Source organism: Amycolatopsis sp. cmx-4-61 (genome assembly GCF_046548775.1).
Taxonomy (GTDB): domain Bacteria; phylum Actinomycetota; class Actinomycetes; order Mycobacteriales; family Pseudonocardiaceae; genus Amycolatopsis.
Map to the genome: position 1 here is coordinate 17,358 of NZ_JAEBEI010000023.1, position 22,524 is coordinate 39,881.

Sequence of the window (22,524 nt, forward strand, 5' to 3'; positions counted from 1 at the left end):
TGGTCGCCACATTGGCGGGGAGCGGAGGTGCTGTGGTCGTCCACAGCGCCCCCGCTCCCGTTAGGTGTTCTCTAGCTCCGTCAGCCGTTGATCTTGGCTTCGGTCGAGGCGCCGAGGTTCTTGATGACCCCGCCGACGACCTGGTACACGTAGATCGCGTTCGTCTGCGGCTCGCCGTTCTCCTTGAACTTGACCTGCTTCGACGCGCCCTTGAAGTCTTCCGTCTTCAGGAAGTCGTTGATCTTCTCACCGGTGGTGTTGCCGGCCTTGACCGCGTTGATGAGGGCGGTCGCGGCGTCGTAGCCCTCGGTGGCGTAGATCGCCGGGTCGACGTTGAACTTGGCCTTGTACTTCGTGGCGAACTCGTTCTGGGCGCCCGCGTCCGGGATGTTGCACGGGCAGCCGATGACGGCGCCTTCGGCCGCCGCGGTGCCGGCACCGGAGACCAGCTGCGGGTCGAGCGAGCCGTCACCGGTGGCGAAGATGGCCTTCACGCCACCGTCGCGGAGCTGCTTGAGCAGGCGGCCACCCTGGGCGTAGTACCCGCCGAACGCGATGACGTCGGGGTTCGCGGCCTTGACCTTCTGGACGGTCGAGGAGTAGTCCGACGCGTCCTTGGCGAACTTGTCGCGCTCGGTCGTGACGCCCTTTTCCTTGAAGGTCTTCTCGAAGGCGTCCGCCAGGCCGACGCTGTACTCCTGGTCGTCCGAGATGACGTACGCGTTCTTCGGCGACTTCGCCGTGATGAGGAAGTTCGCGATGGCCGGGCCCTGGTCGTTGTCGTTCGCGACGACGCGGTGCCAGTACTTCCAGCCGTTGTTCGCCAGACCCGGGTTGGTCGCCGACGGCGAGACACTCGGGATCTTGCCCTGCTCGAGGACGCCGCCGACGGCCTTCGACTCACCGGAGAACGCGGGGCCGATCAGGGCGGTGATCTTGTCCGTCCCGATCGCGGTCTGCACCAGCGAGGTGGCCTGCTCCGGCTTGCCCTGGCTGTCGTAGTTCTTCAGCTCGAGCTTCACCTTGGGGTTCGTGGCGTTGTACTCGTCGATGGCGAGCTTGGCGCCGTTGTTGGGCGGGATCACGATCCCGGAGTTCTCCCCGGTGAGGTCGCCCATGAACCCGATCTTCAGCGTGCTGCCGTCACCACTGTTGCTGGACGAGCCGCCACCGGCGCAGCCCGCCAGCGCGAGCGACGTCGCCGCTGCGAGGGCGAGAACCCGTCCAAAACGCACTCCTGACACCGACTACCTCCCATGACCAACCAGCCGCCGGTAGGCGTTGCCCCCGACACAGGGGCTAGGTTAGGGCAGGAAGATATCCCTCTCGGCCGTCTTGTGCACAGGCGCCCTCGCTACTCTGTGTCCACATCGTGACGATCGCAACCGACACGAATTGCACGAATAGGCCAAGAACGTTTCGTGCTGGGCTGCCGCTGGTCACGCAGCGATGCTAAGTATCGGCGCTCGTTCTGCGAATGGGTGACAGCCGTGTTTCACCGGTATGTCATCGCCCATTTCGGCGCCCGGTCGGTGGCCGGTTTCCCGGCGAGCCGCTGTTCACCCTTGCGGGGGTCCGGCCGGGCGGGCACCGCCGTAGGGATGCACCTTACGTCCGGTTCGGCCCGCCGAACGGACCAACCCCCTCAGGTCTGCCCGAAAGGCTCCTCCGGCTTGTCACAACCGGCGGTTGTCGTGGCCGCCGGAACGGCTGTTGGACCCGCGCCCCGCCCCGGCGGTTGGCTGGGCTCAGCCGAGAGACAGGGAGAAACGGATGAGCGAGACGGTCGAGGGTGTCGCGGCGGGCGTGCCGTTCCTGGCGGTGCCGCCGGCGGACCCGGCCGCGCCGGCCGCGCTGGTGGCGGGCTGGCACCTGATGGACGCGCCGGCCGGTGAACGGGCGATGGCGGAGGCCGTTCCGATGGCGGGCCTGCCGGCGTGGCGGGTGTACTTCGGGCTCCCGCTCTCCGGTGCACGGCTGCCCGAGGGCGGGCCGGAGGAGGTCTTCCGGCGGGCGAGTGAGGACGCCGTGCTGAACGTGTTCGGGCCGGTGACCGAGCAGGCGGCGAGCGAGTTCCCGGCCGCGCTGGCCGAGCTGCGCGACCGGCTGCCCGGGGCGACCGGACCGCTCGGGGTGTTCGGCGGCTCGGCCGGGGCGATCGTGGCGCTGGAGGTGCTGGCCCGAGGCGACACGGACATCGCCGCCGCGGCGGTGGCCAGCCCGGTCGTCCAGCTCGCGCCGATGATCGCGGCCAACGAGCGGCGCTTCGGCGTCAGCTACTCGTGGACCGGGCGGTCCCGCGCGGTCGCGGCGCGGTACGACTACGTGGACCGGGCCGCCGAGCTGTCCGCGCCCCTGCTGCTGGTCACCGGGGCGGACGACGACGTCGCCGTGCGCGAGCCCGCGGCGGCGCTGCAGGCGAAGCTGGGGACCGAGCTGGTGACCGTCGAGGGCATGGCCCACGAGTTCCCGCCGGGGACGCCGGCCGCCGCGCGCGTCGACGCCGCCTTCACCGAGTGGTTCGCCCGGCAGTTGCGAGGCTGACGTCGCCCGCCGGCAGCCAGGCGTGCTCGGGGTCGTAGGCGCACCACTCCTCTTCGCGGCTGGTGCGCCCGGCCAGGGCCAGCAGCCGCCGCAGCGCCGGGTGCGCCTTGCCGCGCCGCCAGACCAGCGACCAGGGGAACAGCGGGGACGGCTCGAACGGCAGCACCGTCAGGTTCAGGTCCGGGGCCAGCTCCATGTCGGCGCCGGCCAGGGTGACGCGCCGCTTGCCGTACCGCGTCTGCTCGAGCGTGTGCCGCAGGTCGTAGCTGACGCCGGAGTCGTCGATCGGCACGCCGAACGCCTCGCACAGCTCCTGCAGGTAGGACAGCCACTCGGCGGGGCCGCCGAGGCCGGGCAGCCAGATCCCGTCGGCGCGCAGCTCGTCGAGGCGCAGCACGTCCTGCGTGGCCAGCGGGTGCTCCGGCGCGAGCAGGGCGACCAGCGGCTCGAGCCGGACCGGCCGGTGTTCCAGCTCGTCCGGCAGGGGCCGCCCGCAGCCGGACACGCGGCCGAAGGCGGCGTCGAGTTCCCCGGACAGCAGCGGGTCGATCGCGTTCGCGAAGCCCCGGCCGGCGACCCGGTCGATGCGCAGCCCCGGCTCGTGCGCGGCGAGCCGGCGGAGCACGAACATCGGGGAGAGCCGGTGGTCGATCAGGTCGACGCGTAGCGGCCGGTCCTCGGCGCCCATCGCGGCCACCGCGGCGTCGGCGACCCGCACCAGCTCGCGCGCGTGCGGAAGAAACCGCTCGCCGTCGGCGGTCAGCTCCACCGAGCGGTTCGTGCGCAGGAACAACGGCGTGGCGAGGGCGTCTTCGAGCTTCCGGATCCGCTTCGACAACGCCTGCTGGGTGAGGAACAGCGCCTGGGCGGCCCGTCCGAAGTGGCGCTGGTCCGCCGTCACCACGAACGCCCGGACCTGGGCGACGTCGAGGTCCACGGGGCTCAGACGCCCGGCGGGCGGTCCCGGACCACGCAGGTGAGCCGCGCGGTGCAGGTGCGGCGGCCCTCGTCGTCGGTGAGCACGATCTCCGCGGTGATCGTCCCGCGGCCGACGTGCAGCGGCGTCGCCACGCCGGTGACCGTGCCCGAGCGGACGGCCCGGTGGTGCGTGCAGGACAGCTCCAGCCCCATCGCCGCGCGGCCCGGGCCCGCGTTCAGCGCGGCGACCGTCGAGCCCAGTGCTTCGGCGAGCACGGCGTTGGCGCCCCCGTGCAGCAGGCCGTACGGCTGGAGGTTGCCCTCGACCGGGATCGTGCCGACGACGCGTTCGGCCGTCGCTTCGAGCAGCTTCATGCCGACCTTGTCGTTCAGCTGCTGGTCCGCCGCCGTCGGGTCGATGCCCGACAACCGGTCCACGTCGATGTGGGCGGCGCGTTCGGTCACGCAGTGCTCCTCTTCCTATGCGACACGTAAGAGTGTCGGACCCTCAGCCTAGACTCGGGCCCGTGAGCCCGAGTGAGAAGACGACCGTTGCCAACGCCACAGGATCCACCAGCCTCGCCGAGCGGCCGAAGCTGCTGCTGATCGACGGCCATTCCATGGCCTACCGCGCGTTCTTCGCCCTGCCCGCGGAGAACTTCAAGACGAAGACCGGTCAGGTCACGAACGCCGTCTTCGGCTTCACCTCGATGCTCATCAACCTCCTGCGCGACGAAGCGCCGACCCACCTGGCGGTGGCGTTCGACCTCTCGCGCAAGACGTTCCGCTCCGAGACCTACGCCGATTACAAGGCGAACCGCAGCACGACGCCGGACGAGTTCCGCGGCCAGGTGGACCTGGTCAAGGAAGTCCTCGAGGTGCTCGGGATCCCCTCGCTGGTCAAGGAGAACTTCGAGGCCGACGACATCATCGCCACGCTCACGACGCAGGCGACGGCGGACGGCTTCGACGTCCTCATCTGTACCGGCGACCGCGATGCGCTGCAGCTGGTCACCGAGCAGGTCACCGTGCTGTACCCCAAGCGCGGCGTCTCGGAGATGACCCGGTTCACCCCGGACGCCGTCGAGGAGAAGTACGGGCTCACCCCGCGGCAGTACCCGGACTTCGCCGCGCTGCGCGGCGACCCGTCGGACAACCTGCCGAGCATCCCCGGAGTCGGCGAGAAGACCGCGGCCAAGTGGATCAGGCAGTTCGGTTCGCTCGACGACCTGATCGACCGCGTCGACGAGGTCAAGGGCAAGGTCGGCGACGCGCTGCGGGCGCACCTGTCCTCGGTCCAGCTCAACCGGCAGCTGACCGAGCTGATCCGGGACGTCGAGCTCGAGGTCGCGCCGTCCGGGCTGGAGCTGCGCCCGTGGGATCGCGACGCGGTGCACCGGCTGTTCGACGAGCTGGAGTTCCGCGTCCTGCGCGACCGGCTGTTCGCGACGCTGCAGAGCGCCGAGCCGGAGGCCGACGAGGGCTTCGAGGTCTCGGGGTCCGCGCTCGCCCCGGGTGCGCTGGGCGCGTGGCTGAGCACGCACGCGAGCGCGGGGGAGCCGGTGGCGCTGTCGTTCCGGACCGTGGGCGCGTCCGTCCGGTCCGACCTGCGCGCGATCGCCTTCGCGACGGCTGACGGCGAAGGCGCGTATGTCGACGTCACGGCCATGGACCAGGCCGACGACGCGGCGCTCGCGGCGTGGCTCGCCGACCCGGCGATCCGCAAGACCGGCCACGACCTCAAGGTCCCGCTGCACGCGATCCGCGGCCGCGGCTGGGTGGTGTCCGGGCTGGCCATGGACACCGCGCTGGCCGCCTACCTGGTGCGGCCCGGCCAGCGCACGTTCGAGCTGGACGACCTCGCCCTGCGCTACCTGCACCGCGAGCTGCGTTCGGAGACCGACGGCGGCGACGGCCAGCTGTCACTGCTCGACGGCGGCGCGGAAGGCCTGGAGCAGAAGGAGATCCAGGACGAGCTGGTCAAGGCGCGCGCGATCTTCGAGCTGGCCGGCGCGCTCGAGAAGGAACTCGAGCAGATCGGCGGCGCGAAGCTGCTCGCCGAGCTGGAGCTGCCGCTGCTCGAGGTGATCACGGAGGTCGAGATCGCCGGCGTCGCCGTGGACCTCGAGCAGCTGACTTCGCTGGAGGCGCACTACCTTTCGCGGGTCACGCAGGCCGCCGAAGAGGCGTACGCGGTGATCGGCAAGCAGATCAACCTCGGCTCGCCGAAGCAGCTGCAGGTCGTGCTGTTCGACGAGCTCGGCATGCCGAAGACCAAGCGCACCAAGACCGGCTACACGACCGACGCCGAGGCGCTGCAGGGCCTGTTCGAGAAGACCGAGCACCCCTTCCTGCAGCACATGCTCGAGCACCGGGACGCGACGAAGCTGCGCACGACGGTCGAGGGCCTCATCAAGTCCGTCGCCGACGACGGGCGCATCCACACCACGCTGCTGCAGACCATCGCGGCCACCGGGCGGCTGTCGTCCACCGAACCGAACCTGCAGAACATCCCCGTCCGCACCGAAGAAGGCCGCCGGATCCGCGACGCCTTCGTCGTCGGCGACGGCTTCGGCGAGCTGATGACGGCGGACTACAGCCAGATCGAAATGCGGATCATGGCGCACCTCTCGAAGGACGAGGGCCTCATCGAGGCGTTCAACTCCGGCGAGGACCTGCACACGTTCGTCGCGTCGCGGGCGTTCTCCATGCCGCCGGAGGAGATCACGCCGGAGCTGCGCTACCGCGTCAAGGCGATGTCGTACGGGCTCGCGTACGGGCTGTCGGCGTACGGGCTTTCGCAGCAGCTGCGGATTTCCACCGAGGAAGCCAAGGAGCAGATGGAGGCGTACTTCGCCCGCTTCGGCGGCATCAGCGACTACCTCCACTCGGTGGTCGGCGAAGCGGCGAAGTGCGGGTACACGGAGACGATCTTCGGGCGCCGCCGCTACCTGCCGGACCTCAACAGCGACAACCGCCAGCGCCGCGAGATGGCCGAGCGGATGGCGCTGAACGCCCCGATCCAGGGCAGCGCGGCCGACATCATCAAGGTCGCGATGCTCAACGTCCACCGCGCGCTGGTCGAGGCGAAGCTGAAGAGCCGGATCCTGCTGCAGGTGCACGACGAACTGGTGCTCGAGGTCGCGGACGGCGAGAAGGAACAGCTGGAGAAGCTCGTCCGCGAAGGCATGGGTTCGGCGTACGCCCTGGCCGTGCCGCTCGAGGTGTCGGTCGGCTACGGCCGGTCGTGGAACGAAGCCGCGCACTGAGACATCCGGGGCTTCGCCACCGGACCCCCTCAAGCGGTTGAGCTCACTCCGCGTCACGGCCCGGATCACCGGGTCGTGACGCGGAAGTACTCGGGCGGACGTCGTCGGGCACCACCCGCCGCGACGATGCTGGGCGCCATGGCCAGTGACTTCCAGCGGCGCAAGATCTCCGGCGTCTTCGGCGCCATGGACCACGACGGCGACGGCTACCTGACGGAGGCCGACTTCCGGGCGCTCACCGCGCGCTGGCTCGACCTCCGCGGCACCGACGCGAGCACCCCCGACGGGCAGCGGCTCACCGGCATCATGATGGGCTGGTGGGGCACCTTGGACGACGCCGCGGGCGGTGGCGGCAAGGTGAGCCTCGAGCAGGTCCTCCGGGTCGTCGACGAACTCCCGCGGATGCCGGGCGCGGTCACCGGCACGGCCGAGGCGATGTTCGAAGCCGTCGACGAAAACGGCGACGGCGTCATCTCCGCCGCCGAGTACGACCGTCTCATCGCGGCCTGGAACGGCGTCGGCACGCCGTCCGAGGACGTCTTCGCCCTCCTCGACACCGACGGCGACGGCCGCCTCTCCCGCGAGGAGTTCACCGGGCACTGGTTCGAGTTCTGGGCCGGCGACGACCCGGCCGCCCCCGGCAGCCGCGTGTTCGGGCGAGTGTGATCCGGCGTTGCGCCGAACGGAGGACTCCGTTCGGGTGAGGCATTACCGCTGGGTAGGGAGGTCGGCGCCACCGCGTGGCGATCACGGCGTAGGGTCCGCCGAATGGGGTTCGAGCGTGAGCGACGACGCTGGCGGGTCCGGTTGCACGACGAACTCGGCCGGGTGTGCGGTGCGGGCACGGTACTGGACGAGTACCACGTGCTCACGAGCGCGCACGTCGTCGAGACCGCGGGCGGCCCGCGCGCCGCGTTGAGCGTCGACTTCGTCGGCCTGGCCGAGGCCATGCCCGGCGCCGCGAGCGTCGTCGAAGGCTGCTGGGTGCCCTCGGACGGCGGCGGCCACGGCGATCTCGCGCTGCTGCGCCTGGAACGTCCCGAATCCCGCGTGTTCCGCGCGCCCCTGCACCGCATGCCCCTCGGCGAGCACCAGCTCGTCCGCGCGTTCGGGTTCCCGCCCGGCTCGGTCGGCCGCTGGACGCACGCGCGGCTCGGCGCCCCGGAGCAGACCGGCGGCGAGTGGGTCCGCCTGTTCCGCACGGCGGAAGCCGAACCGCTCGGCCCGGGCTTCGGCGGCACGGCGGTGCTGGACGAGGCGACCGGCCACGTCGTCGGGATGGTCGTCGGCAAGGACACCGGCACGTGGATGGTGCCCGTCGAGACGATGCTGGGTCACCTGCCCCAGCTCAGCATCTGGACGTCCGGCAGCCCGGCGGTGGACGCGAGCTTTTCGCGCCCGGTCGGCGAGGCCGTGGACGTCTCCTTCGTGCAGCGGGTCGCCGGCTGGTTCGCCAACGCCGAGCCGGGCACGGTCTGGGTCGTCGACACCGGCGAGGCCGGCTCACCCGTCGCCGCGGCGCTGCGGTTCGGGATCGTGCTCGCCGACCGGGAACGTTCCCTCGGCGTGCCCGGCCTGCCGCCGACGCTCGGCGAGGTGCCGCCGCCGGGCAGCGTGGACCTCGCGGTCGACGCGACCGGCCGCACGGCGGACGCGGTCCGCCACCGCATCGCCGACCGGCTCACGAACGGCGTCGCCGGGCGCACCCTGGTCGTCGACGCGATCGACGACTCGGCCGAGCCCGACCGGCTGGTCGGCGAGGTGCTGGCCCCGCTCGCCGGCCGCGCGGCCGAGCTCGGTCTGCGCCTGCTGCTGGGGTTCCGCGAGGAGTCGTCGCCGGGGGTGGCGGCGGTCCGGGCGAGCACGGGCCAGGCCCGCCCGGCCCCGGACGACCTCGCCGGCCGCCTGGAGGTGCTCACCCAGGCGGTGGCGGAGCTGGCGGAGATCGAGGCGTACCAGCTCCGCGTGGCGACGCGGTTCACGGGCGTGGCGATGCTCCCCGCCCGGGCGCAGCGGCTGAAGGGTGCGCTGAAGCAGCTGCGGTCGGCCGAGGTGGACGGCGACGCGGAGTGGGTCGAGCGCCACATCGACGGGCACGAGCACGCGGTGGCCCCGGCGGTGGAGGACGGCCGCCGCCAGCGGGCGGTCCTCGACGGCCTGGTCGCCCGCCGCGAGGAACTCCGCGCCCGCCTGGCGGGCGACGTGGAGCTGGCCCGCGAGCACGGGCTGGTGGGCGACCCGGAGATCGAGCAGGCGTACATCCCGGCGAAGCGGCTGCTGATCGACGGCCCCTGCGAGCTGACGGCAGCGGCCACGGCGGTCGACACCTACGCGGCGGCGGTGCGGGCCCGCATCGAGGACCGCGGCTGATCGGGCTTACGGCTCGGGTGCCGGAGCCCCGGGCGCCGGCGGTCGGGCGCCGGAATTGCCGGTGCCGACCGGTAGCGTAGGAAACGGGGACGCGCCCTCCGCGGCCCGGCGAACGGATCAAACCGTCAGCACCACCTTCCCGCGCAGGTGACCGCCTTCGATCACCCGATGCGCGTCCGCGATCCGCTCGAACGGGAAAGTCTCCTGCACGCGCACCCGCAACTCGCCGCGTTCCACCAGCGCCACCAGCCCCCGCAGGGCCACCGGATCGGGCTCGACCGCGATGCCGCTGAACCGCATCCCGGCCGCCTCGAACTTCGCGATCAGCTCCTCGTCCTCCTCGGCCACCGCCGTCACGAGGTGGCCGCCGGGGCGGAGCACCGACAGCGAGCGCGCGGCCGTGTCGCCGCCCAGCGTGTCGAGCACCAGATCGACGTCGCTCACCACCTCCGTGAAGTCGACCGCCCGGTAGTCGATGACCTCGTCGGCGCCGAGGCCGAACGCATCGGCGGCCGTCGTGATCACGTGCGCGCCCAGCGACTTCGCGAGCTGGATCGCCACGTGGCCGACCCCGCCGCCACCGCCGTGGACCAGCACCCGGTCGCCCGCCCGCACCCCGCCGAGGTCGACGAGCCCCTGCCACGCCGTCAGGCCGACGACCGGCAACGCCGCGGCCTCGACGTGGGACAGCGACGCCGGTTTGCGCACCAGGTGCAACGCCGGTGCGGCCACGAACTCCGCGTACCCGTTGGCCGCCCGCGGGAACAGCGGCATGCCGAACACCTCGTCGCCGGGCCGGAAGCGCCACGTCTGCGCCGTCTCGACCACGCCGCTGATGTCCCAGCCGAGGACGAACGGCGGCGGACCGAGCAGCGGGAATTCGCCCGCGCGCAGGCGGGGTTCGAGGGGGTTGAGCCCGATCGCCTCGACCCGGACGAGGACTTCGGTCGGCCGCGGCCGCGGCTCGGGTGCGTCCTCGACCGTGAGGACATCCGGGCCGCCGTAGCTGTGCTGGGTGATGATTCGCATGCCCATGACGATGATCGACGCGGGCCGGGCGTACCACCGGTAGCCCGCCCGAAAACTCCGAAAACCCGCCACCGTACGGTGGCGGTCATGACCGGCGCCTGCGGACCCCTCGCCCACGGCGAGGACGTCGCCCCGCACACCCACGACTTCGGCCAGCTCCGGTACGCCGCTTCGGGCGCGCTCGTCACCACGACGCGGGCCGGCACCTGGGTGGCGCCGGCGAACCGCATCACCTGGGTGCCGCCGGGGCACGTCCACCGCAGCCGCGCGCACGGCGTGACCGACATCCGGCTGCTGGAGGTCCCGACGCCCGCGCCGCTGCCCGCGGAGCCCTCGGTGTTCGTGGCCAGCGCCCTGCTGCGCGAGGCCTTCCTGGCGATGACCGGCGAGCACGACCCGGCCCGCGCCCGGCTGCTGCTCGAGGTCGTCTTCTCCGAGCTCGCCCGCGCGCCGCAGGAACCCCTGCGCCTGCCGGAACCGGGCGACCCGCGCCTCAAGGCCGTCACCGACCTGCTGCACGCCGACCCGGCGAGCCCGGCGACCCTGGCGGAACTCGGGCACCGGACCGGCGCGAGCGAACGGACCCTCAGCCGGCTGTTCGGCAGCGAACTGGCGATGAGCTTCCCCCAGTGGCGCACGCTGTTGCGCGTCCAGCGGGCCGTGCTCGAACTCGGCGACGGCACCTCGGTCACCCACACGGCGACCCGGCTCGGCTGGGCGAACCTGGGCAGCTTCATCGACGCCTTCACCGCCCTCGTCGGCCAGACCCCGGGCCGCTACCGCGCGGAAGCCGCCGGCTAGCGGCGGCCAAGGCCCCGGATCAGCACCATGACCGCGCCCCGCACCTCCGCCCGGGTGCGCTGCGGCCCGAACACCTGCCAGTCCAGCGCCACCACCAGCATCGTGCCGAACAACCCGGCCGCCGCCGTCGGGATCTCCACCCCGTCCGGCAGCCGGCCCGCCGCGTCGAGCCGGGACAGCTGCTGCTTCACGATGGAGATGATTTCCTCGCGCAGCAGCGAAAGCGTGCCGTGCCACTGGCCCGGCGTCCGCCACAGCTCGCTCACCAGGATCTGCGAAAACCCCGGGTACCGGGCGATGAACTCCAGCGTCGTGTCCACCTGCGCCTCGATCACGTCGAGCGGGTCCGCGTCGGAGACGGCGTCGCGCAGGCGGACGGCCAGCATGTCCACGCCGTAGCGCAGGAGCGCGTCGACCAGGCCGTCCTTCGAGCCGAAGTTGTAGTACACCGTGCCCTTCGCGACGCCGGCCGCGGCCGCGATGTCGTCGACCGTCAGGCCCACCAGGCCCCGGCTCTTCGAGAGCTCCAGCGTCGCCTCGAAGAGCTTCTGCTTCGTCGCGCCGCTCACAGGCTCAGCTCGGGCTTGAGCGCGGACACCGTCCAAACGCGACGCTTGCGCGCGGCCAAAGTGGACACCAGGATCCCGCCGGCCAGGTAGGCCAGCAGCACGCCGATGTCGCCGAGCAGCCGCCCGGTCGAGGCGCCGCTGTAGAAGAGGTGGCGGAAGCCGTCGATCGCGTAGCCCATCGGCAGCACCACGTGCAGCGGGTACAGCGCGTCCGGGATCGTCTGCCAGGGGAACGTGCCGCCCGCGCTCACCAGCTGCAGCACCAGCAGCACCAGGCCGAGGAACTTGCCGACCGCGCCGAAGAAGGCGTTGAGCGCGTGCACCACCGACGTGAACGTCAGCGACACGAGCGCCGCGAACCCGATCGCTGCGAGCGGGTGGGCGATGTGGATGCCGACCAGCCACGTGACCGCGCCGAACAGGACGATCACCTGCGCGATGCCCAGCAGCGCCGAGGACAGCCAGCCGCCGACCGCCACGCGGAAGGGGGCCGCGCCCGCGGTCAGCGCGCGCGTCGAGAGCGGACGCAGGATCAAAAACAGCACGAACGCGCCGATCCAGGTGGCCAGCGAGATGAAGAACGGCGCGAGACCGGCGCCGTAGGTCCCCGCCGACGCCTCGCCGTTGGCGTTCACCGCGACCGGGTCGGCGATCGTGTTGGCCGTCGCGTTCCGGGTCGGGTCGTCCGGGTTCGGGATCTGCTGGAGCCCGGCCGCGAGCCCGTCGCGCAGCTTCACCGCGCCGTCCGCGAGCTGGTTCGTGCCGTTGACCGCGGTCTTCTCGCCGTCGCTGAGCTGCGAAGCGCCGTCCTTCAGCTGGTTCGCACCGTCCGAGGCCTGGGCGATGCCGCTCGCCAGTTGCGGGGACGCCGCGGCGAGCTTGGCCGCGCCGTCGGACACCTGGCGGGCACCGTCGGCCAGCTTCGCGAGGTCGCCGTTGGCCTGCTGGATCTTGCTGTTGGCCTGGTCGACGGGAGAATGCAGCTGGTCGGCCTTCGCCAGGATCGCCTCGATCTGGGTCTCCGGCACGCCCGCGGTGCGCAGGTCCGTCTGGAGCTGGCTGCGGTAGGAGTCGAGCTTGCCCTGGATGTCGGACGACGCCGTCGCGGCGACCGAAGCCGCGTCGGCGACCTTCTGGTCGCCGGTGGCCACCTGTGAGGCGCCGTTGGCCAGCTTCTGCGTCTGGGACGGCAGGTCGGCGGTGGCGCTCTTGAGCGTGCCGAGACCGGTCGCCAGCGTCGACGAGCCGTCCGCGAGCTTCGCGGCGCCGTCGGCCAGCTTCTGCTGCCCGGTCTTGAGCTGCGTGGCGCCGTCGGCCAGCTGCGAGGCGCCGTTCGAGGCTTCCTGGATCTTGGCGTAGATGGTCGAGAAGCCGACCAGGAACCGGTCCGCGGCTTCGCTGCCGACCTTCTCCGCGATCGTCTTGCGGACCTGCTCGGCGACCTGCTTGGCGATCGTGCCGGACAGGTAGTTGTTGGCGTCGTTCGTGGTCAGCGTGATCGTCGCCTGCTGCGGCTGGAAGTTGCCGACCGACAGCAGCGCGGCCGAGAAGCCGCTCGGGATGCCGATCGCGAACGAGTACCTGTCGTCGCGGACGCCGTCGCGGGCCTCCTGCTCGGACACCTGGTGCCACTGGAAGGTGCCGGACTTGACCAGCTCGTCGGTCACCTCGCGGCCGACGTTGCGCTCGTGACCGCTGGAATCCTTAGCGCCGGCGTCGCTGGTGAAGACCGCGGCGGGCAGCTTGTCGAGGCGGCCGTACGGGTCGTAGTTCGCGTAGAGGTAGAAGGACGCGTAGAGCAGCGGCACCAGCACGAGCGCGACCAGCGCGAGCTTCGGCAGCGTGCCGGTGGAGAGGCGGCGCAGCTCGTTGCGCGCGATCCGGAAGGCGTTCATTCGGGGACTCCGTCAGTGCTCTCGGGGAGCTCTTCGGTCGGTTCGGGTGCAGCTTCGGGGGGAACTTCGGGGGGAGCACAGTGCTCCGGTTCGGGCTGCCCGGCCGAGCCCAGGAGCGCCGGTGTGACCGGCAGCGCGGCCGCCGGCGTCGTCGCGGCCAGCACGACCACGGCCAGACCGCGCGTGGCCTGCGCACGGGCCGTCGCGACCCAGCTGCCGACGTCGCTGGTGTGCCGGTCGGGCGTGTCGAGGACGAGCACGCGCACGCCCTTGCGCTCGGCGGCCAGCTCGGTCAGCAGCCGCGTGCGCACCGCCGGGGCGAGGTTCTCGAACCGCGTGCCGGCGAAGGGCGCGGCGTCGTGCTCGCCGAGCCAGCGGGCGACGTCCTCCTTGCCCGCCGGGCGGTGCGCCAGCGCCAGTTCCTCGCCGACGACCACGCGCAGGGGCAGCGCGTCGTCGGGTTCGCTGACGCCGGGGGCGTCGACGACGGCGACGAGCTCGGTCAGCGGCGTGTCGACGCCCTCGGCGTGCACCGTGCCGGTGGTCGGCTTGAGCCGTCCCGCCAGCGCGAGGCCGAACGCCGTGACGCCGACGCCGGGTTCGCCGTGCACGATCGCCAGGTCGCCCTCGCCGAAGGTCAGCGAGGTGGGCGGTAACAAGGTGCCGTGGTGCCCTTCGAGGGACACCCGATCGGCTCGGACCTGCACGGTTTCTCCTGCTTCGGGAACTTTTGAACTGACCGGTCAGTTCAAAAGCTAGTCCCGGCCCGGACCGGCGGCAAGATCACCGGACGCACGTCACACTTGTGGGTGGTTCACGGACACGCCCAAGGCACTTCCCCGGGAAAGTGCCCCGCCGGGGCTCACCGCAGCGCCGACGCCGGGCGCACTTCCCACGTCGTCCACAGTGGACGATAGCCCTGCCGGTGCCAGAACACCGAAGAGAGCGGGTTGGTCGGGTTGTAGTACAGGTACGTGCGCGTCGCGCCGCCGAGGTGCAGTTCCCGGTGCACGTGCGCCATCAGCGCCCGGCCGAACCCGCTGCCGCGCTCGCCCGGAGCGGTCACGACGTTGTTCACGTACCCCCAGCGCCCGGCCGGCAGCAGCTCGCCCGCTTCGCTGCCCGGCACCGCGTCGACCCACGCGCAGTGCGCGAAGGCGCGCAGTCCGCCGCCGCTCTCGGCCAGCCAGACGGCGGGCTCGTCCGCGGCCAGTGCGTCCCGCAGGGACGGCGCCAGCAGCTCGGCCGTGTTGGCCCGGCGCGGAGCGGCGACGAGCCCGGTGTAGTCGAACGTCGCCGTCGCGAGCTCGAGGGCCGCGTCGAAGTCGCCGGGACCGGCGCGGCGGACCGAAACCCCCGGCTCGGGCCCGGGCGGGGGAGCGGTGCGCACGCCGACCGCCGACAGCGGGACGAGCCCGTGGTCGAGGAAGGCGCGGATCGCCTCGGCGTCCCGGCTGGGCCAGACGACCACGCACGCCGAGTCGTCGCCGATCGCTTCCGCGGAGAGGCGGCCCTTGAGCGCCCGCAGCAGCAGGTCCACGCCCTCGGTGCCGGTCGCGCCGAAGTACGGGAAGAGCTGCCAGGTGTCGGCCGCCGACCACAGCATCGGGACGTCGCCGGGTGCGAGCCGCTGCCGCTGCACCACCCCGGTGACCTGGGTGCCGTCCGCGGTCGCCGCGTCCAGCCGCTCGCCACCGGCCGGTGGCGCGGCCGACGGCAGCAGCGCGTCGACGGCGGCGAAGCGCGCCCGGTGCGCCGCGAGCAGCGGTTCGGCGATGTCCACGGTTCCCCCTCGGGGTCGTGCCGTCAGGCCCAGGCGGGGCGCCGGAGCCACATGGTCCACAGTGGACGATAGCCCTGCCGGTGCCAGAACACCGGGGAAAGCGGGTTGGCCGGGTGGTAGAAGAGGAAGGTCCCGCGCACGTCGTGCCGCAGCAGTTCGCCGTGCGCGACCGCCATCAGCGCCCGCCCCACCCCGCCGCCGCGGGCCGCGGGCGCGACCGACAGCGTGTCGACGTACCCCCAGCGACCCGGCAGCAGCCGGCCGTGGATCGTGTCGCCCGGCGTGGGCACGGCCAGGGCGCAGGACGCCATGCCCGCCGGCACGCCGTCGTCTTCGGCCAGCCAGACCAGCCCGCTGAAGCGCAGGGAGCGGACGACCTCCGCGCGCAGCAGCGCGCGGGCGCCCGGCCGCGGCACGGCGGTGCCGACCAGTGAGGTGTAACGCCACTCGGCCAGCCGCAGTTCGGTCAGCGCTTCGACGTCGCCCTCGCCGGCGCGGCGGACGGTCACCCGCGCCGGTCCCGGCCCGGCGGGCGGGTCCGGCGCGCGCACGGCCAGGCAGGTCATCGGCGCGAACCCGTGGGCCAGCAGCACGGCGGCGGCTTCGGCGTCGCGGCTCGGCCAGGTCACCGAGCAGCCCGAGTCCGGGCCGGCCGGCGTCCCGCGCAGCCGGTCGCGCCACGCGCCCAGCAGGGCGGCCAGCCCCGCGGCGCCGCTGTCGCCCGGCACCGCGGTCAGGTCCCGGATCTCCGACGGCCCCCAGAGCGAGGGCCACGACCCCTTGGCGTGCACGACGTGCGTCAGCAGGCCGCCGGCCCGGCGCCCGCCCACCGTCACGGCCAGCGGCTCGCTCGACGGCGACGGCGGGGCGGCGATCGGCGGGAGCAGCGGGTCGAGCGCGGCGAACCGCGCGTTCTGCTCCGCTTCCAGCGTGGTCACGAGCGGTGCGTGCGGAAGATCGCGGTGCCGGGGAAGAGCTTGCCCCGCAGCGGGCTCCACTGGCCCCACACCCGCGTGTGCCCCTCGGGCCACTCCGGCTCGACCAGGTCGGTGAGGGTGAACCCGGCCCCGGCCAGCGCGCGCACGTAGTCGCCGAGCGTGTGGTGGTACTCGACGTAGGTGGCGGTGCCCTCGTCGTCGACCTCGACGTACGGCGTGCGGTCGAAGTACGGCTGGGTGACGGTGAGCCCCTGCGGGCCCGGGTCGTCGGGAAAGATCCACCGCATCGGGTGCGTCACCGAGAACACCCACGGTGCGCCCGGCCGCAGCACCCGGTGCACCTCGGCGAAGACGGCGTCCACCGAAGCCACGAACGGGATCGCGCCGAACGCCGAGCAGGCCGCGTCGAAGCTGCCCGACGCCAGCGGCAGCTGCTCGGCGTTGGCCTGCACGAGCGGGACGTCGAGCCCCGTGCGGGCGTTGCCCGCGCGGGCGTGGCGCAGCATGCCGGCCGAGAGGTCGGTCGCGACGGCGTGCGCGCCCCCGGCCGCCAGCCAGCGCGCGCACGCGGCCTGCCCGCAGCCGACCTCCAGCACGCGCCGGCCCCGGACGTCGCCGAGCAGCCGTGCCTCGGCCTCCCGGACGCCTTCCGGGCACCAGACGAAGTCGGCGTCGCCGAGGAACCCGCCGTGCTCGGCCTGGTAGTCGTCGGCGTCGGCGTCCCACCAGGCGAGGTTGGCCGCGGCGGCTTCGGCCCCGCCGACCTCGCGGTAGGCGACGGCGGTGGTGCCCAGCCGGTGCTCGGCGGCGCCGTGGCGCCCCGGCGCGGGCGCCTGCTCCGGTGGCATGATGGGGTCTCCGGTCCCGGTGGCCGCTACCTGCTCCACCTGCGTCCTCGTGCGTGCGGTTTGCTTCCGCGAGGACCTTAGCGAGCCAGGGGGACCCTGATTGTGCCGCCTAGCGGCTGCCGCGTAGGATAAGTGTTAGCGCAGTGGGTTCGCGCTGCCTTCCGCTCAGCTTCTGGTTGGGACTCGGGTCGCGCACCGTATGCGGGGTCATGCCGCGGTCGTTCACTGGTGGACGTTTGCTTGCAGGGTCGTCGTATGCCGCCCATCGCGCCGACAACTGCCAACCCTCGATTCCCATCCACCGGAGCAACCCGCCTAATGACCACCGACACCGCCACCGCCCCGACCGCCCCCACCGGGCCCCAGCAGGTCGCCATCAACGACATCGGGTCGGAGGAAGACTTCCTCGCGGCGATCGACAAGACGATCAAGTACTTCAACGATGGCGACATCGTCGAAGGCACGATCGTCAAGGTCGACCGCGACGAGGTCCTGCTCGACATCGGCTACAAGACCGAGGGTGTCATCCCCTCGCGTGAGCTCTCCATCAAGCACGATGTCGACCCGGCTGAGGTTGTCACCGTCGGCGATGAGGTCGAAGCCCTGGTCCTCCAGAAGGAGGACAAGGAAGGCCGTCTGATCCTGTCCAAGAAGCGCGCGCAGTACGAGCGCGCCTGGGGCACGATCGAGGAGCTCAAGGAGAAGGACGAGCCCGTCAAGGGCACCGTCATCGAGGTCGTCAAGGGCGGCCTCATCCTGGACATCGGCCTGCGCGGCTTCCTCCCCGCGTCCCTGGTCGAGATGCGCCGCGTCCGCGACCTGCAGCCGTACGTCGGCCGCGAGCTCGAGGCGAAGATCATCGAGCTGGACAAGAACCGCAACAACGTGGTCCTGTCCCGCCGCGCCTACCTGGAGCAGACCCAGTCCGAGGTGCGCAGCGAGTTCCTCAACGCGCTCGCCAAGGGCCAGGTCCGCAAGGGCGTCGTGTCGTCCATCGTCAACTTCGGTGCCTTCGTGGACCTGGGTGGCGTCGACGGCCTGGTGCACGTCTCCGAGCTGTCCTGGAAGCACATCGACCACCCGTCCGAGGTCGTCGAGGTCGGCCAGGAGGTCACGGTCGAGGTCCTGGACGTCGACATGGACCGCGAGCGCGTCTCGCTGTCGCTGAAGGCGACCCAGGAAGACCCGTGGCGCCAGTTCGCCCGCACCCACGCGATCGGCCAGATCGTGCCGGGCAAGGTCACCAAGCTCGTCCCGTTCGGTGCGTTCGTGCGCGTCGAGGAGGGCATCGAGGGCCTGGTGCACATCTCGGAGCTGGCCGAGCGCCACGTCGAGATCCCGGAGCAGGTCGTCCAGGTCAACGGCGACGTGATGGTCAAGGTCATCGACATCGACCTCGAGCGCCGTCGCATCTCGCTGTCGCTGAAGCAGGCGAACGAGGGTGTCACGCCGGACACCGAGTTCGACCCGACCCAGTACGGCATGGCCGCCGAGTACGACGCCGAGGGCAACTACATCTACCCCGAAGGCTTCGACCCGGACACCCAGGAGTGGCAGGAAGGCTTCGACAAGCAGCGTGAGGAGTGGGAGCGCCAGTACGCCGAGGCGCACACTCGTTACGAGGCCCACATGAAGCAGGTCCAGAAGGCCGTCGAGGCCGACGCCGAAGCGGCGGCGGACGCGGCGACCGGCATCGAGGGTGGCGCGGAAAGCTACACCTCGGGCTCGGCCCCGGCCGACTCCAAGAGCAGCGGCGGCACCCTCGCCTCCGACGAGCAGCTCGCGGCGCTCCGCGAGAAGCTCTCCGGTGGTGCGTGAGCTGTAGCTCGCTGAGCTGAACGAGAGCCCCCGGTCCCTGTGGACCGGGGGTTCTTCGTTGTCCGGTCAGCGCGCCGGGGTTTTCGGTGATGCTCGAGAGTGGGAGCGGGGTCAGCGATTGCGCAGGCCGAGGCCGGTCATCATGGCCGCGACGCCGTCCCGGAACATCGTCTCGTTCGCCTCGTCCGTCGGCGGGATGAACCAGTCCGGCAGCGGCCGCCGCGAGGCCATCAGCAGTTCCGCGCCCACCAGGCCGTGGATCGCCGTCCACAGGCGGTACGCCGCGGAACGGGCGTCCGTGCCCGGTGGGCAGACCCGCTGGACCCGGCCGATGAACAGGGAGAACGTCGTCCGCAGCACCGCCGACCGCAACGCCGGGTCCGGGTCGAACCCCGGCACCGGGCGCTCGAACATCAGCGCGTAGCGGGTCGGGCTTTCGCGGGCGAAGCGCCGGTACTCCAGCGCCAGGTGCAGCAGGTCCGCGACGCCGTCCTCGCTCGACGGCGGCAAGCCCTCCAGCAACTCGCGCAACGAGTCGAAAGTGCGCTCGTACAGGGCGTCGAGCAGGCCCGCACGGCCGCCGAAGCGGGCGTAGACCGCGATCGTCGACGCGCCGGCCGCCTCGGCCACGCCCCGCACGGTCAGGCCCGGGACCCCGCGGTCCACGAGCACCGACAGCGCCGCGTCGAGGTAGCGCTCGCGGCCGCCCTGGTCGGCCGGGCGCATCGGCAAGTGCCTGGTAGCCACGGCGTACCCCCTTTGCGGCAGCCGGGCGCAGGCGGCGTCCCGGTGACCCACTCGCAGCAGAAGATACGATATCCGCCGCGTCTTGGGAATGCGCCGGATGTCCGGATCGGCCGCCGCCCGCGACCCGAGCGGACTTCCGGCGGGGATCACCCCGGTACCGGCACCCGGATCACCCGCGAGATCGAGCGCCACGATGACCGGTGCCGGTCACCGGCAAGTGCCCGTACACCGCGCGCTGTCGTCGAGGTCGCGACCGAGGCCCGCGAAACCGGCCGCCGGCTCCCCGCTTGTCGGTGTCCGGCTGGCGAAGCCTCGGCGGCTACGGCTCAGGCGGCGCGCACGGTGACCGCGGCCGGGCGTGCCGGGCTGACCGAAGGCACCCAGATGCGCTCCAGCGCCGCGGCGCGGGCCTTCCGGCGGAGGCCGGCGAAGCTGTGTTTGGCCGGGACCAGCAGCGTGCTCAGCCACGTCCGCTGGTACTCGGCCAGCGCCTCGGCCACCGGGCGGTGGACAACGCAGTGCACCAGCCCCGGCGTGCCGAGCCGGTGCCTCCCGGCGTGCTTGCTGTCCGCCATCGTTCCTCCGCGTGGGCGACGCTGTCGCGCGCACGGTACGCATCGGCGGCGAGGCCGGTGGGGAAGCAACCCGGCGTGTCCGGATATCGGTTGAGTCACGCGTCACGATCCGCTTGCGCATCCTCAGTTGTTCAGGCAGAGCGTGGTGAACGGGATCCACACGTGCTGCACGACGCACCGCCGCCGCGTCACCGCCGGCAGGCACCGGACCTGCGCCCGGTGGACGCCGGAAAGGCAGCGCACCGGTGCCGCGGCCACGTTCGCCGCCGGTGCCGCCGTCGCTTCCGGCGCGGCCACCGCCACCGACACCGCGGCCGCGCCCAGCAGGACGGCCGCCGACCTGCGGATCTTCGTTCCTCTCACGATCCCCCCTCGATGCCGCGCCGAGGCGGCGCGCCTGCCGGGGAAGTCGACCGAACCAGCCGGGTGTTACGGGAATTTCCCACGTGTCACGCAAATGGCGCAGATCCGACCGGAGGTGTCCGCCGAGGGTGCGGCCGCCGCCTGACTAGGGTGATCGGCATGTTGCGTGTGGGGTTGACGGGTGGGATCGGGGCCGGGAAGTCGACCGTGGCGAACCGGCTCGCCGAACACGGCGCGGTGCTGGTGGACTCGGACCGGATCGCCCGCGAGGTGGTCGAGCCCGGGACCGAGGGCCTCGCCCGGCTGGTCGCGGAGTTCGGTCCGGAGATCCTCGCGGCGGACGGCTCGCTCGACCGGCCGGTGCTCGCCGCGAAGGCGTTCGGCGACGACGAGTCGCGGCACCGGCTCAACGCGATCGTGCACCCCCTGGTCGGCGCCCGCACCGGGGAGCTGATGGCGGCCGCGAAGCCGGACGCGGTCATCGTCCACGACATCCCCCTGCTGGTCGAGAACGGCCTGGCGACGGCCTACCACCTGGTCGTGGTCGTCGACGCGCCGGTCGAGGTGCGGGTGCGGCGGCTCGTGTCGGCGCGCGGGATGGCCGAGGAGGACGCGCGGGCGCGGATCCGCGCGCAGGCGAGCACCGAGCAGCGCCGTGCCGTCGCCGACGTCTGGCTGGACAACGGGGGCGCCGAGGACGCCGTGCTCGCCGAGGTCGACGCGCTGTGGGCGGACCGGCTGGTGCCGTTCGAGGCCAACGTCCGGCTGCGCCGCCCGCGGCCGCCGATGGCGCCGAAGATCGTCGAGTACGACCTCACGTGGCCGGCGCAGGCCGAGCGGGTGCTGGCCCGGGTCCGCGCCGTGGCGGGGGAGCTCGCGCTCCGCGCCGACCACATCGGCTCGACGGCGGTGCCGGGCCTGCCGGCCAAGGACGTCCTCGACCTCCAGCTCACGGTGTCCACTTTGGACGACGCGGACCGGCTGGGCGAACTGCTGGCCGACGCCGGGTTCCCGCCGCTGGCGGGCGAGTGGGGCGACGACGCCCAGGACGGCACGGGGACGTGGCCCAAGCGCCTGCACGTCGGCGCCGACCCGAAGCGGCCGGTGAACCTGCACGTCCGCTCGGTGGAGACACCCGCGTGGCGCCTCGCCCTGCTGTTCCGCGATTTCCTGCGCGCGAGCCCGGCCGAGCGCGACGACTACCGCGACGTGAAGCTGCGGCTGGCCGAGGCGCACGCCGCCGACCCCACGGTCGAGGCGTACGCCGACGAGAAGCAGGAGTGGGTCAACGGTGTGTTCGCCCGCGCGGAGAAGTGGGCGGCGGCCACCGGCTGGACGCCCTAGGCTCGCGGGTTCCTGGGCTGCGCCCGGATGTCGGCCCGCCGGCCGGTGAGCTCGCTCGCGTGGCGGATGCCGACCCGGGTGCCCGGCCCGGGACCGGCGCCGCTGGGGTCAGGGGTGGCGCCGCCAGGTCAGGGCGATGTCCCGGGTGGCCAGCCAGGCGGTGAGGTCGTAGCCGTGCGCGGCCAGCCCCTCGACGGCGGTGTAGGTCGTCTTCAGCGCGTACTCGGCCTCTTCGGCGGTGAGCAGGCCGGCTTCGAGGGCCTGCAGGAGCTCGTCGGTGTCGAGCACGCGGAGGGACAGCTTGTCCATGAGGACGATGTCGACGTACAGGTCGGTGGCGACCCAGCGGGGGCCGTCGCGGTGGACGCGGACGACGTCGAGGTAGAAGTCCTGGTCCCGTTCGTGGCCGGGGGAGAACCAGAAGTCGGTGAAGCGCAGCCCGAGCCCGGGCACCAGCCACGACTCGAGGTAGTGGAACTGGGCGCGGCCCGGCGTCGGGCGGGCGAGGTACAGGCCGAAGGGCTCCTCGCGGAACTCCTCGACCTCCCGCCGGATGCCCTTCGGGTCGATGTTCGCGCGCTCGGCGGGGTCGAAGACCTCGACCTTCGGGGGGTGCAGTGCGGCCATGCCGGTCATCCTGCCGGGCCGGTCACGAATTGCGTACACCCGCCTCCCGTGTCACGCGTTCGGGCTAAGGTGCGCCGAGCACCGGG

Annotated in this window: 21 protein-coding genes; 7 read left to right on the plus strand and 14 right to left on the minus strand. The window is 72.4% G+C overall.

The window, feature by feature from the left end; genetic code table 11:
- Positions 1 to 80: 80 nt before the first annotated feature.
- Positions 81 to 1,235 (minus strand): branched-chain amino acid ABC transporter substrate-binding protein, encoded by a 1,155-nt coding sequence (locus ACLJOU_RS40075; protein ID WP_410574497.1) that lies wholly within the window; start codon positions 1,233 to 1,235, stop codon positions 81 to 83.
- Positions 1,236 to 1,773: 538 nt separating this feature from the next.
- Between ACLJOU_RS40075 and ACLJOU_RS40080 the strand changes: the two genes are divergently transcribed.
- The gene (locus ACLJOU_RS40080) at positions 1,774 to 2,544 is read left to right on the plus strand and encodes an alpha/beta hydrolase family protein (protein ID WP_410574498.1); all 771 of its coding nucleotides are present in this window, start codon (positions 1,774 to 1,776) and stop codon (positions 2,542 to 2,544) included.
- On the opposite strand, the gene ACLJOU_RS40085 is transcribed toward ACLJOU_RS40080, so the two are convergent.
- Together ACLJOU_RS40085 and ACLJOU_RS40090 are read right to left on the minus strand one after the other, a co-directional pair.
- The gene (locus tag ACLJOU_RS40085; RefSeq protein ID WP_410574499.1) at positions 2,510 to 3,481 is read right to left on the minus strand and encodes a LysR family transcriptional regulator; all 972 of its coding nucleotides are present in this window, start codon (positions 3,479 to 3,481) and stop codon (positions 2,510 to 2,512) included. The two genes, ACLJOU_RS40080 and ACLJOU_RS40085, sit on opposite strands and share 35 nt — an antisense overlap.
- A 5-nt stretch (positions 3,482 to 3,486) precedes the next feature.
- On the minus strand, positions 3,487 to 3,927 hold the full coding sequence (locus tag ACLJOU_RS40090; protein WP_410574500.1) for a hotdog fold thioesterase: 441 nt from the start codon (positions 3,925 to 3,927) through the stop codon (positions 3,487 to 3,489).
- 62 nt (positions 3,928 to 3,989) lie between these two features.
- On the opposite strand from ACLJOU_RS40090, the gene polA reads away from it, so the two are divergent.
- The 3 genes from polA to ACLJOU_RS40105 all read left to right on the plus strand — a co-directional run bounded on the left by polA (position 3,990) and on the right by ACLJOU_RS40105 (position 9,101).
- Complete coding sequence (polA, locus tag ACLJOU_RS40095; RefSeq protein ID WP_410574501.1) at positions 3,990 to 6,731, plus strand: DNA polymerase I; 2,742 nt, start codon at positions 3,990 to 3,992, stop codon at positions 6,729 to 6,731.
- A 126-nt stretch (positions 6,732 to 6,857) separates the two neighbouring features.
- A complete protein-coding gene (locus tag ACLJOU_RS40100) occupies positions 6,858 to 7,397 on the plus strand; it encodes an EF-hand domain-containing protein (RefSeq protein ID WP_410574591.1) in 540 nt (179 codons plus the stop codon).
- Positions 7,398 to 7,499: 102 nt separating this feature from the next.
- Positions 7,500 to 9,101, plus strand: a complete 1,602-nt coding sequence (locus tag ACLJOU_RS40105) for a trypsin-like peptidase domain-containing protein (RefSeq protein ID WP_410574502.1) — start codon at positions 7,500 to 7,502, stop codon at positions 9,099 to 9,101.
- Positions 9,102 to 9,218: 117 nt separating this feature from the next.
- Here ACLJOU_RS40105 and ACLJOU_RS40110 read toward each other — a convergent pair whose 3' ends face one another.
- Entirely contained in the window at positions 9,219 to 10,130 is a 912-nt protein-coding gene (locus ACLJOU_RS40110) for an NADP-dependent oxidoreductase (protein WP_410574503.1), read from the minus strand.
- Between the two features lie 87 nt (positions 10,131 to 10,217).
- Between ACLJOU_RS40110 and ACLJOU_RS40115 the strand changes: the two genes are divergently transcribed.
- Entirely contained in the window at positions 10,218 to 10,931 is a 714-nt protein-coding gene (locus ACLJOU_RS40115; protein ID WP_410574504.1) for an AraC family transcriptional regulator, read from the plus strand.
- Here the strand turns inward: ACLJOU_RS40115 and ACLJOU_RS40120 are convergent.
- The 6 genes from ACLJOU_RS40120 to ACLJOU_RS40145 all read right to left on the minus strand — a co-directional run bounded on the left by ACLJOU_RS40120 (position 10,928) and on the right by ACLJOU_RS40145 (position 16,964).
- Positions 10,928 to 11,500, minus strand: coding sequence for a TetR/AcrR family transcriptional regulator (locus tag ACLJOU_RS40120; protein ID WP_410574505.1), 573 nt, complete (start codon positions 11,498 to 11,500; stop codon positions 10,928 to 10,930). The two genes, ACLJOU_RS40115 and ACLJOU_RS40120, sit on opposite strands and share 4 nt — an antisense overlap.
- Positions 11,497 to 13,395, minus strand: a complete 1,899-nt coding sequence (locus tag ACLJOU_RS40125) for a YhgE/Pip family protein (RefSeq protein ID WP_410574506.1) — start codon at positions 13,393 to 13,395, stop codon at positions 11,497 to 11,499. Before ACLJOU_RS40125 ends, ACLJOU_RS40120 begins: the two co-directional genes overlap by 4 nt.
- A complete protein-coding gene (locus tag ACLJOU_RS40130; RefSeq protein WP_410574507.1) occupies positions 13,392 to 14,102 on the minus strand; it encodes an ABC transporter ATP-binding protein in 711 nt (236 codons plus the stop codon). The genes ACLJOU_RS40125 and ACLJOU_RS40130 overlap by 4 nt, the downstream gene beginning before the upstream one ends.
- 155 nt (positions 14,103 to 14,257) lie before the next feature.
- Entirely contained in the window at positions 14,258 to 15,178 is a 921-nt protein-coding gene (locus tag ACLJOU_RS40135) for a GNAT family N-acetyltransferase (RefSeq protein ID WP_410574508.1), read from the minus strand.
- 23 nt (positions 15,179 to 15,201) lie between these two features.
- Positions 15,202 to 16,116 carry a GNAT family N-acetyltransferase gene (locus ACLJOU_RS40140; RefSeq protein ID WP_410574509.1) on the minus strand — a complete coding sequence of 305 codons (915 nt, stop codon included), beginning with the start codon at positions 16,114 to 16,116 and terminating at the stop codon, positions 15,202 to 15,204.
- Positions 16,113 to 16,964: a class I SAM-dependent methyltransferase gene (locus ACLJOU_RS40145; RefSeq protein WP_410574510.1), complete on the minus strand. Its 852-nt coding sequence runs from the start codon at positions 16,962 to 16,964 to the stop codon at positions 16,113 to 16,115. Before ACLJOU_RS40145 ends, ACLJOU_RS40140 begins: the two co-directional genes overlap by 4 nt.
- A 318-nt stretch (positions 16,965 to 17,282) precedes the next feature.
- Here ACLJOU_RS40145 and rpsA point away from each other — a divergent pair, with 318 nt between their 5' ends.
- Positions 17,283 to 18,782: a 30S ribosomal protein S1 gene (gene rpsA, locus ACLJOU_RS40150; protein ID WP_003098851.1), complete on the plus strand. Its 1,500-nt coding sequence runs from the start codon at positions 17,283 to 17,285 to the stop codon at positions 18,780 to 18,782.
- 111 nt (positions 18,783 to 18,893) lie between these two features.
- Here rpsA and ACLJOU_RS40155 read toward each other — a convergent pair whose 3' ends face one another.
- From ACLJOU_RS40155 to ACLJOU_RS40165, 3 genes are all read right to left on the minus strand, one after another.
- Entirely contained in the window at positions 18,894 to 19,508 is a 615-nt protein-coding gene (locus tag ACLJOU_RS40155; RefSeq protein ID WP_410574592.1) for a TetR/AcrR family transcriptional regulator, read from the minus strand.
- 347 nt (positions 19,509 to 19,855) lie between these two features.
- The gene (locus tag ACLJOU_RS40160) at positions 19,856 to 20,104 is read right to left on the minus strand and encodes a hypothetical protein (RefSeq protein WP_410574511.1); all 249 of its coding nucleotides are present in this window, start codon (positions 20,102 to 20,104) and stop codon (positions 19,856 to 19,858) included.
- Positions 20,105 to 20,227: 123 nt separating this feature from the next.
- Complete coding sequence (locus ACLJOU_RS40165) at positions 20,228 to 20,467, minus strand: hypothetical protein (RefSeq protein WP_410574512.1); 240 nt, start codon at positions 20,465 to 20,467, stop codon at positions 20,228 to 20,230.
- A gap of 159 nt (positions 20,468 to 20,626) precedes the next feature.
- On the opposite strand from ACLJOU_RS40165, the gene coaE reads away from it, so the two are divergent.
- On the plus strand, positions 20,627 to 21,811 hold the full coding sequence (gene coaE, locus ACLJOU_RS40170; protein WP_410574513.1) for a dephospho-CoA kinase: 1,185 nt from the start codon (positions 20,627 to 20,629) through the stop codon (positions 21,809 to 21,811).
- Between the two features lie 108 nt (positions 21,812 to 21,919).
- On the opposite strand, the gene ACLJOU_RS40175 is transcribed toward coaE, so the two are convergent.
- Positions 21,920 to 22,438, minus strand: a complete 519-nt coding sequence (locus ACLJOU_RS40175) for a DUF402 domain-containing protein (protein ID WP_410574514.1) — start codon at positions 22,436 to 22,438, stop codon at positions 21,920 to 21,922.
- Between the last annotated feature and the right edge of the window lie 86 nt (positions 22,439 to 22,524).